This is a genomic window from Herbaspirillum sp. B65 (genome assembly GCF_000333555.1).
GTDB lineage: Bacteria > Pseudomonadota > Gammaproteobacteria > Burkholderiales > Burkholderiaceae_D > Herbaspirillum > Herbaspirillum rubrisubalbicans.
Genome location: NZ_BADI01000138.1, coordinates 1 through 8,656 on the forward strand (window position 1 = coordinate 1; position 8,656 = coordinate 8,656).

8 protein-coding genes are annotated in these 8,656 nt (G+C 61.5%); 6 read left to right on the forward strand and 2 right to left on the reverse strand.

The window, feature by feature from the left end; all coding sequences use genetic code 11:
• The 5 genes from I5W_RS03710 to glpK all read left to right on the forward strand — a co-directional run.
• Positions 1 to 451 (forward strand): carbohydrate ABC transporter permease (locus I5W_RS03710; RefSeq protein WP_044528223.1); only part of this gene is annotated, 451 nt, incomplete at its 5' end.
• Complete coding sequence (locus tag I5W_RS03715) at positions 444 to 1,262, forward strand: carbohydrate ABC transporter permease (protein ID WP_017451336.1); 819 nt, start codon at positions 444 to 446, stop codon at positions 1,260 to 1,262. The genes I5W_RS03710 and I5W_RS03715, both read left to right, overlap by 8 nt.
• Before the next feature lie 2 nt (positions 1,263 to 1,264).
• Positions 1,265 to 1,549, forward strand: a complete 285-nt coding sequence (locus I5W_RS03720) for a DUF2160 domain-containing protein (protein ID WP_017451335.1) — start codon at positions 1,265 to 1,267, stop codon at positions 1,547 to 1,549.
• A 108-nt stretch (positions 1,550 to 1,657) separates the two neighbouring features.
• A complete protein-coding gene (locus I5W_RS03725) occupies positions 1,658 to 3,406 on the forward strand; it encodes an ABC transporter substrate-binding protein (protein WP_017451334.1) in 1,749 nt (582 codons plus the stop codon).
• A gap of 165 nt (positions 3,407 to 3,571) precedes the next feature.
• Positions 3,572 to 5,053, forward strand: coding sequence for a glycerol kinase GlpK (gene glpK, locus I5W_RS03730; protein ID WP_044528224.1), 1,482 nt, complete (start codon positions 3,572 to 3,574; stop codon positions 5,051 to 5,053).
• A gap of 25 nt (positions 5,054 to 5,078) precedes the next feature.
• Here the strand turns inward: glpK and I5W_RS03735 are convergent, their stop codons facing one another.
• Entirely contained in the window at positions 5,079 to 6,296 is a 1,218-nt protein-coding gene (locus tag I5W_RS03735; RefSeq protein ID WP_044528225.1) for an HD-GYP domain-containing protein, read from the reverse strand.
• A gap of 548 nt (positions 6,297 to 6,844) precedes the next feature.
• On the opposite strand from I5W_RS03735, the gene I5W_RS03740 reads away from it, so the two are divergent.
• Positions 6,845 to 7,576: a PEP-CTERM sorting domain-containing protein gene (locus tag I5W_RS03740; protein ID WP_044528226.1), complete on the forward strand. Its 732-nt coding sequence runs from the start codon at positions 6,845 to 6,847 to the stop codon at positions 7,574 to 7,576.
• A gap of 93 nt (positions 7,577 to 7,669) precedes the next feature.
• On the opposite strand, the gene I5W_RS03745 is transcribed toward I5W_RS03740, so the two are convergent.
• The coding region (locus tag I5W_RS03745; protein WP_044528227.1) for an MFS transporter at positions 7,670 to 8,656 on the reverse strand (987 nt) is incomplete at its 5' end.

Genomic DNA, 8,656 nt, shown 5'->3' on the forward strand with positions numbered 1-8,656 from the left:
TCCCCTGGACGCCTGGCTGACCGTGCTGGTGATGGATGTGTGGCACTGGACGCCGCTGGTGGCGCTACTGCCTTTCGCCGGTCTGCGTTCCATTCCCGACGCCTACTACCAGGCGGCGCAGATCGATGGCGCCAGCCGCTGGGCGGTGTTCCGTTTCATCCAGTTGCCCAAGATGCGCGGCGTGCTGGTGATCGCGGTGCTGCTGCGCTTCATGGACAGTTTCATGATCTATACCGAGCCCTTCGTGCTCACCGGTGGCGGCCCTGGTAACTCGACTACCTTCCTGAGCCAGTACCTCACGCAGAAAGCCGTGGGCCAGTTCGACCTCGGTCCGGCCGCCGCCTTCTCGCTGATTTACTTCCTCATCATCCTGCTGCTGTCCTTCGTGCTCTACAACTGGATGCAGAGCGCCGGTAACAACACCAATGCTTCGGGTGGCCAACATGAATAAAACACAGGACCAGAGCTTCACCCGCGTGCTGGTGATGCTGCTCTACATCGCCTTTACGCTGATCCCGCTGTACTGGCTGCTCAACACCTCGCTCAAGACCAACGAGGAAACGCTGTCGGTCTTCACGCTCTGGCCGAACGCGCCCACGCTGGACAACTACAAGGTGATCTTCACCGACCCTTCGTGGTACTCCGGCTATATCAACTCCATCATCTACGTGGCCATGAACACGGTCATGTCGCTGCTGGTGGCCTTGCCGGCCGCCTATGCCTTCTCGCGCTATCGCTTCCTGGGCGACAAGCACATGTTCTTCTGGCTGCTGACCAATCGCATGACGCCGCCGGCGGTGTTCCTGCTGCCGTTCTTCCAGCTCTATTCCACCATCGGCCTGTCGGACACCCACATCGCGGTGGCGCTGGCGCACATGCTCTTCAACGTGCCGCTGGCGGTGTGGATCCTGGAAGGCTTCATGTCGGGCGTGCCGCGTGAGATCGATGAGACCGCCTATATCGACGGCTTCTCCTTCCCGCGCTTCTTCCTGCGCATCTTCCTGCCGCTGATCAAGTCGGGCGTGGGCGTGACGGCCTTCTTCTGCTTCATGTTCAGTTGGGTGGAGTTGCTGCTGGCACGCACGCTGACCTCGGTCAATGCCAAGCCGATCAGCGCCATCATGACCCGCACCGCTTCGGCTGCGGGCATGGACTGGGGCATCCTGGCCGCAGCCGGGGTGTTGACGATCGTTCCGGGCGCCCTGGTGATCTGGTTCGTGCGCAACCATATCGCCAAGGGCTTTGCGATGGGGAGAGTGTGATCATGGGAAATGCATTGTCGTGGATGTCGTGGACGCCACCGGTGGCGATCTTCTTCGCCTGTGTGGTGTTGATGCTGGTGGGCATGACGGTATGGGAAATCCGTTCACCCACCATCGAGCGCAAGGGTTTTCTGCCCATGCGCACCACCCGTGGCGACCGCTTGTTCATCGGCTTGTTGACGGCGGCCTACATCAACCTGGCCTGGGTCGGCCTCAGCGATCTCGACCAGTGGTATGCAGCGGCACTGGGTTTCGTGGCCCTGGTGCTGATCATGCGCAAGGGGTAAGTACAGTTTTTGAGTAGCAACAGGCAATCGATCTGTCATCAGAACGGACGTCCGGGGATTCGCCTTCCCTACCCGGTACGCCAAACCAGGGGAAGGTGATGAGGAGACATGATGCAAAACATGCGGAAGATCAAATTGACGGTGTTGGTGGCTGCCATGGCCATGGCCGGTGTGGCCGGCAATGCCTGGGCCGACATCAAGGCCGCCGAGAAGTGGGTGGACTCGGAATTCCAGCCCAGCACGCTCTCGCGTGCGCAGCAGGTCAGCGAGATGCAATGGTTCATCGACGCGGCGGCCAAGCTCAAGGCCAAGGGCGTCAAGGAAATCCACGTGGTCTCCGAAACCCTGGACACCCACGCCTATGAATCCAAGACCCTGGCCAAGGCCTTCGAGGACATCACCGGCATCAAGGTGATCCACGACGTGATCCAGGAAGGCGACGTGGTCGAGAAGATGCAGACCTCGCTGCAATCGGGCAAGTCCATCTATGACGGCTGGGTCAATGACTCCGACCTGATCGGCACTCACTATCGCAACGGCCAGACGGTGGTGCTGACCGATTACATGGCCGGCCCCGGCAAGGAATACACCAACCCCGGCCTCGACCTGAAGGATTTCATCGGTACCAGCTTCACCACCGCGCCCGATGGCAAGCTGTATCAACTGCCTGACCAGCAGTTCGCCAACCTGTACTGGTTCCGCGCCGACTGGTTCGCGCGCAAGGATCTGCAGGACAAGTTCAAGGCCAAGTATGGCTATGAACTGGGGGTGCCGCAGAACTGGTCGGCCTACGAAGACATCGCGGCCTTCTTCACCAATGACGTGAAGGAACTCGATGGCAAGAAGATCTACGGTCACATGGATTACGGCAAGAAGGATCCCTCGCTGGGCTGGCGTTTCACCGATGCCTGGCTGTCCATGGCCGGTGCTGCCGACAAGGGCTTGCCCAACGGCTTGCCGGTGGATGAATGGGGTATCCGCGTGGCCGACGACAAGTGCACCCCGGTGGGCGCATCGGTGTCGCGCGGTGGTGCCACCAACTCGCCGGCAGCGGTCTATGCCCTGACCAAGTACCTGGACTGGATGAAGAAATACGCCCCGCCCGAGGCGCTGGGCATGACCTTCTCCGAAGCCGGACCGGTGCCTGCGCAAGGCCACATCGCGCAACAGATATTCTGGTACAGCGCCTTCACGGCCAGCATGACCAAGCAAGGCCTGCCGGTGGTCAATGCCGATGGTTCGCCCAAGTGGCGCATGGCCCCTGGCCCGCATGGTCCGTACTGGAAGGATGGGATGCAGAACGGCTACCAGGACGTGGGTTCCTGGACCTTCCTCAAGAGCACGCCACCGGACCAGATGGCCGCAGCCTGGCTGTATGCGCAGTTCACCACGTCCAAGACCGTGTCGCTGAAGAAGTCCATCGTCGGCGTGACCTTCATTCGTGACTCCGACATCCGTTCCGACTACTTCACCAAGAATGCCGCCAAGTACGGTGGCTTGATCGAGTTCTACCGCAGCCCGGCACGGGTGGCGTGGACGCCGACCGGGACCAACGTGCCTGACTATCCGAAGATGGCGCAACTGTGGTGGAAGAATATTTCTTCGGCCATCTCCGGCGAGAAGACTCCGCAAGGTGCGATGGACAACCTGGCCGAGGAGATGGACGGTATCATGGCCCGCTTGCAGCGCGCCGGCATGAAGCAGTGCGCACCCAAGCTGAACCCGAAGAAGGATCCGGCCAGCTGGCTGTCCGACAAGGGCGCACCGTGGGCCAAGCTGGCCAATGAAAAGCCCAAGGGCGAGACCATCCCCTACGACAAGCTGCTGCAAGCCTGGAAGGATGGCCGCGTGCGCTGATGCAGGTTGATCGCGACCACGCATGAGAGGGCGCCATCCTGGCCGGTGTCGGGATGGCGTCGTCGTCTGTAGGGCCGCCGTTAGAAGAGTAAGTTTTCGCTTCCGTATTGTTTAGTTTTTTATTTTTCAAACCTTAGTTTTTCAGTACGTCTGCAAGGAATCATCATGGCCTATCTGCTCGCCCTCGACCAGGGAACCTCCAGCTCGCGCAGCATCATCTTCGACCAGAGCGGCGCCATCGTCGCCACGGCCCAGCAGGAATTCCCGCAGATCTTCCCGCAGCCGGGCTGGGTCGAACACGATCCCATGGACCTGTGGCAGAGCCAGTTGCAGACCGCCCAGCGGGTGCTGGCGCAAAGCGGCATCCAGGCCAGTGAATTGACCGCGCTGGGCATCACCAACCAGCGCGAAACCACCGTGGTGTGGGAGCGCGCCACTGGCAAGCCGGTCTATAACGCCGTGGTGTGGCAGGACCGGCGCGCCGAAGTGGTGTGTGCGGCCCTGCGCGAACGCGGCCTGGGTGAGGCGATTCAGAACAAGACCGGGCTGGTGCTGGATCCTTATTTTTCCGGCACCAAGCTACGCTGGATCCTGGATAACGTTGCCGGGCTGCGGGAACGCGCCGAGCGCGGCGAGCTGCTGTTCGGTACCGTCGATTCCTGGCTGGTGTGGAACCTGACCGGTGGCCGCCTGCATGTGAGCGACGTGTCCAATGCCTCGCGCACCATGTTGTGGAATATCCATACCGGTGCCTGGGATGAAGAATTGCTGCACTGGCTAGGCATTCCGGCGTCGATGCTGCCGCAGGTGCACGCCTCTTCCCACCTCTTCGGCGAGATCGATGCGGCGCACCTGGGTGCGGCGGTGAAGATCGGCGGCATCGCCGGCGATCAGCAGTCGGCGCTGTTCGGCCAGGCTTGCCTGCGTCCGGGCATGGCCAAGAATACCTATGGCACCGGTTGCTTCATGTTGCTGCATACCGGCGACCAGTGCGCGACTTCGCACAATGGACTCATCAGCACGGCGGCCTGCCAGGTCGATGACCAGAAACAATATGCGCTGGAAGGCAGCGTCTTCATCGGCGGCGCCGTGGTGCAATGGTTGCGTGACGGCTTGAAGGCCATCAAGACCTCCACCGATGTCGAGGGTCTGGCCTGCACGGTGGAGGATTCGGGTGGCGTGGTGTTCGTGCCGTCGTTCACCGGCCTGGGCGCTCCTTACTGGAACCCTAGCGCCAAGGGTGCCATCGTCGGCTTGAGCCGGGGTAGTACGGTGGCGCACATCGCCCGCGCTGCGCTGGAGTCGATCGCCTTCCAGAGCAGTGCGCTACTCAATGCCATGGTGCGCGATGCCGTCTCGCCGATTACCGAGTTGCGGGTCGATGGCGGCGCTGCGGCCAACAACCTGCTGTTGCAATTCCAGGCCGATCTGCTGGGCATTCCTGTGATCCGGCCGCAAGTGACCGAGACCACGGCGCTGGGCGCGGCCTATCTGGCGGGCTTGGCCACGGGCGTCTATCGGGATGTGTCGGAGTTGTCGTCGCAATGGCGCATGGAGCGCCGCTTCGAGCCCGGCATCAGCCGTGACCAGGCCGAGGAGCGCATCGGGGCTTGGGAGGCGGCGATCCGCCAGGTTCGCGCAGCTTGAGCCGAGCCGGCCGGCACGCGCTTGTTCAGCCCGGCGTGCCGGTGCTGAGCAATTGCATGGCGTCGAGATGGCTCAGGCGTGCCCATTCCTCGCCGCCACGGGCGACGATGGTATCGGCTTCGGGGGTGGCCATCAGGTCGAGGATTTCGGTGTCGCTCATTTCCATGTTGTCGTTGTAGCGGAACACCTTCAACACCGGGCGCGTGAGGTCTTGGGCATTCTGCCGGATGACGAAGCCCGAGCGGCCCGATTCCAGCTTGACGATGGAACCCACCGGATAGATCCCCAGCGTCTTGACGAAGGCCAGGAACATGGCGCGGTCGAAGTGGCCGGTCCAGGTGGCCATGCTGGAAATCGCTTCGGCTGGGTCCCAGGCGCGCTTGTAGGGGCGGTCCGAGGTGAGGGCGTCATAGACGTCGCAGATGGCGGCCATGCGTGAATACAGGCTGATGCTGCCAGCCCGCAGCGACTCCGGGTAACCGCTGCCATCCATCTTTTCGTGATGGTGCAGACAGACGTCGCGCGCGTAGTCGGGCACGTTGGGGTCCAGGCTCAGGTACTTGTAGCCCAGTTCGGGGTGTTTCTTGATCTGGGAAAACTCTTCATCGGTGAGCCTGCCGGGCTTGTTGAGCACCTCCTGCGGCAGGAAGGCCTTGCCCACATCATGCAGGAAACCGCCCAGGCCGGCTTCGCGGCAGGCGGTTTCATCCAGTCCCAGGGTACGGCCCAGCGCCACCATCAGCGCGCAGACGGCGACCGAGTGCAGGTAGGTGTATTCATCGGCCAGTTTCAGACGCAGCACGCTGAGCAAACCATTGGGGCTTTGCACCACCGAGCCGGCGATTTCTTCCACTACCGATACGCAACGATCCATGTCCAGCACCTTGCCCATGCGGGCGGCGCTGAACATGGCCATGGTGGCTTTCTTGGCGTTCTCGCGCAGGGCTGCGGCGTCCAGCAGAGCGATATCGATGCCCGGCTCGGGCGGTTCCGGCAGGGGCTCGGGTTCAATGCTGGCAGGGGACTCGTCCTGCTCTTGTGCGCTGTCTTGCTCGGCTACGTCCAGGCCGCGGGTGGGGTCGATCCAGCAATAGGCGATGCCGCTCTCATGAGCCTGTTTCAGTTCACTTTCATTCTTGAGGAGGAACTTGTTTTTCCAGAACGGATGGTCCAGCCATGCAGCTTCGAAGCCACAGAAATACATGCCGAGGACCAGATCCTCCGTTTTGATTTTTTTTAACATTTCTCGTGCATCTCTCCGGCGCGCCGGGGGAACAGGTTAGCTCGGCCACCCATTCCGGGTGCGGTGCTGCGCTGGAGGTAGTATGGGTCAGGATTTCTAGTTGTTAATCATCTCATATGGTGGAGCATAAGTGAAAGGTTCTGCTTGTTGCAATTCTGCCCATATTGTTCCAGCTGTGCGTCACACACGCGTCAAAAGGCAATCTGGCGATGGCAGGGACGAAAAAAAGCCCGTCCGGGGGAGTGGACGGGCTGAAAGATCCGCTGGATGTCGTCGCAGCGGACAAGGGGAAGAAGTGTTTCCGATGTGCTCACTGTAGGCGCCGAAAATTAAGCCAGACTTAAATCGCCGGAAAAATCGAAAATGCTTTTGCTGCTCTTCGGAAACCTCCGCCTTCCGGTGCGCGCAATGCCGTCTGGCAAGGGGTTTCGGGCAGGAAATGCTTTGTGGCAGAGTTCAAACAAAGTTGTAAATTTGCTCAACATTTAGTTGTCTTTTGATTAAAATCTGTTCTGTGATGATATCAATTCGACAACAAAGAGGAACCTATGAAAGCCTTGATTGCAGCCATCCTTCTGGTAGCCAGTTCAATCGCGGTAGCAGCGCCCGGTGGTCACAATGGTGGGGGCGGCTCCGGTAATTCGGGTTATTCTGGCAGCTCCGGTGGTTCCGGCAGCTCGGGTGGCTCGACTTTGGTGACGCCGTCCGTGGCCGACGTCACCCTGGCCGGTCAGCAAGCCAGCAGCTTCACCGTTGCCAGCGGCAATGCCCAGGGCGGTCCCAGCGGTGACAGCTCGCTCTTTAGCAGCGCCTTCGGCGGCAACAACTGGAACCTGCTGAGCAAGTTCATTTCCAACGGTAGCCTGTCGGGCGCACCCTCCAGCGTGCTCGGTTCCAACTTCACGGTCAGCATGAACCTGGGTAGCGACAGCAAGTCCGGTACCTGGAGCATTACCTCCAGCAAGAGCCTGCAGATGGATCTGGTGCTGGGCATCCACGCTGGTGGCTACACCGGTTCCTTCCTGTTCGATAACCTGGTCCTGAACGCTGGCCAGACCAAGAGCGGTACCTTTGCGATCAACTGGACCAACAATGGCAACCAGGTGCCCGCGTTTTCCAACCTGACCATGTTCTCGGCCAACGCATCGCTGCATAACGTGGCGCCGGTGCCGGAACCCTCGACCTATGCCATGTTGCTGGCCGGCCTGGCCCTGGTGGGCTGGATGGCTTGGCGTCGTCGCAGCAAGCTTGCCGAGCCGGCCTTGCTGGCTGCGGCCTGATGACGAAGTAGCTTCAGTCTCGATAAAAAACGCGCTGGCTTGCGGGCCAGCGCGTTTTTTGTGTCTTGCGGTTGCGCCTGGCGGCGCTCTTGCTCAGTGTTCCCGCACGTCCGGCAACAACACGGTCAGCAGGCCGGCCAGCGGCAGGAAGGCGCACAGGCCATAGACCCAGGCAATGCCGTAGAGGTCGGCCAGGTGGCCCAGCAGGGCGGCGCCGATACCGCCGAAGCCGAACATGAGGCCGAAGAATACGCCGGCAATCATGCCCACCTTGCCCGGCACCAGCTCTTGGGCATAGACCACGATGGCCGAGAAGGCCGAGGAAATGATCAGCCCGATCAGCACCGACAGCACGGCTGTCCAGAACAGGTTGGCGTGCGGCAGCATCAGTGCGAAGGGGGCGGCGCCCAGGATCGAGATCCAGATCACCAGCTTGCGACCGATGCGGTCACCAATCGGGCCACCCACGAAGGTCCCCACCGCTACCGCACCCAGGAACAGGAACAGATAGAGCTGCGAAGATGCCACCGACATCTGGAAGCGTTCGATCAGGTAGAAGGTGAAGTAGCTGGTAAAGCTGGCCATGTAGAAGTATTTGGAAAACACCAGCAGCGCCAGCACTACCAGTGCGCGCCGCACGGTCGCCGCCGGCAGTTGATGGGCTGCACGCAGCTTGCCGCGGCCCTTGCCTGCTGCCAGGTGGCCACGATACCAGGCCGAGACCCGCGAGAGCACCACGATGGCCAGCACCGACAGCAGCACGAACCAGGCCACGTTGGTCTGGCCGTAAGGCACCACGATGGCGGCTGCCAGCAAGGGGCCGAAGGCCGAGCCGGCATTGCCGCCGACCTGGAAGGTCGATTGCGCCAGGCCGAAGCGCCCGCCCGAGGCCATGCGCGCAATGCGCGAGGCTTCCGGGTGGAAGGTGGAGGAACCGATGCCGATCAGGGCGGCTGCCAGCAGGAAGGCTTCGAAGCTGCCCGCCAGCGCCAGCAATACAATGCCCAGCAGGGTGGCGACCGCACCGCACGGCAACAGCCAGGGCTGTGGATGACGGTCGGTGTACATGCCGTCCAGGTG

Excerpts from the sequence above, each read along its gene's own strand:
- I5W_RS03715 (WP_017451336.1), top strand. The coding sequence starts at position 444 with ATGAATAAAACACAGGACCAGAGCTTCACCCGCGTGCTGGTGATGCTG.
- I5W_RS03740 (WP_044528226.1), top strand. The coding sequence starts at position 6,845 with ATGAAAGCCTTGATTGCAGCCATCCTTCTGGTAGCCAGTTCAATCGCG.
- glpK (WP_044528224.1), top strand. The coding sequence starts at position 3,572 with ATGGCCTATCTGCTCGCCCTCGACCAGGGAACCTCCAGCTCGCGCAGC.
- I5W_RS03720 (WP_017451335.1), top strand. The coding sequence starts at position 1,265 with ATGGGAAATGCATTGTCGTGGATGTCGTGGACGCCACCGGTGGCGATC.
- I5W_RS03735 (WP_044528225.1), bottom strand. The coding sequence starts at position 6,296 with ATGTTAAAAAAAATCAAAACGGAGGATCTGGTCCTCGGCATGTATTTC.
- I5W_RS03725 (WP_017451334.1), top strand. The coding sequence starts at position 1,658 with ATGATGCAAAACATGCGGAAGATCAAATTGACGGTGTTGGTGGCTGCC.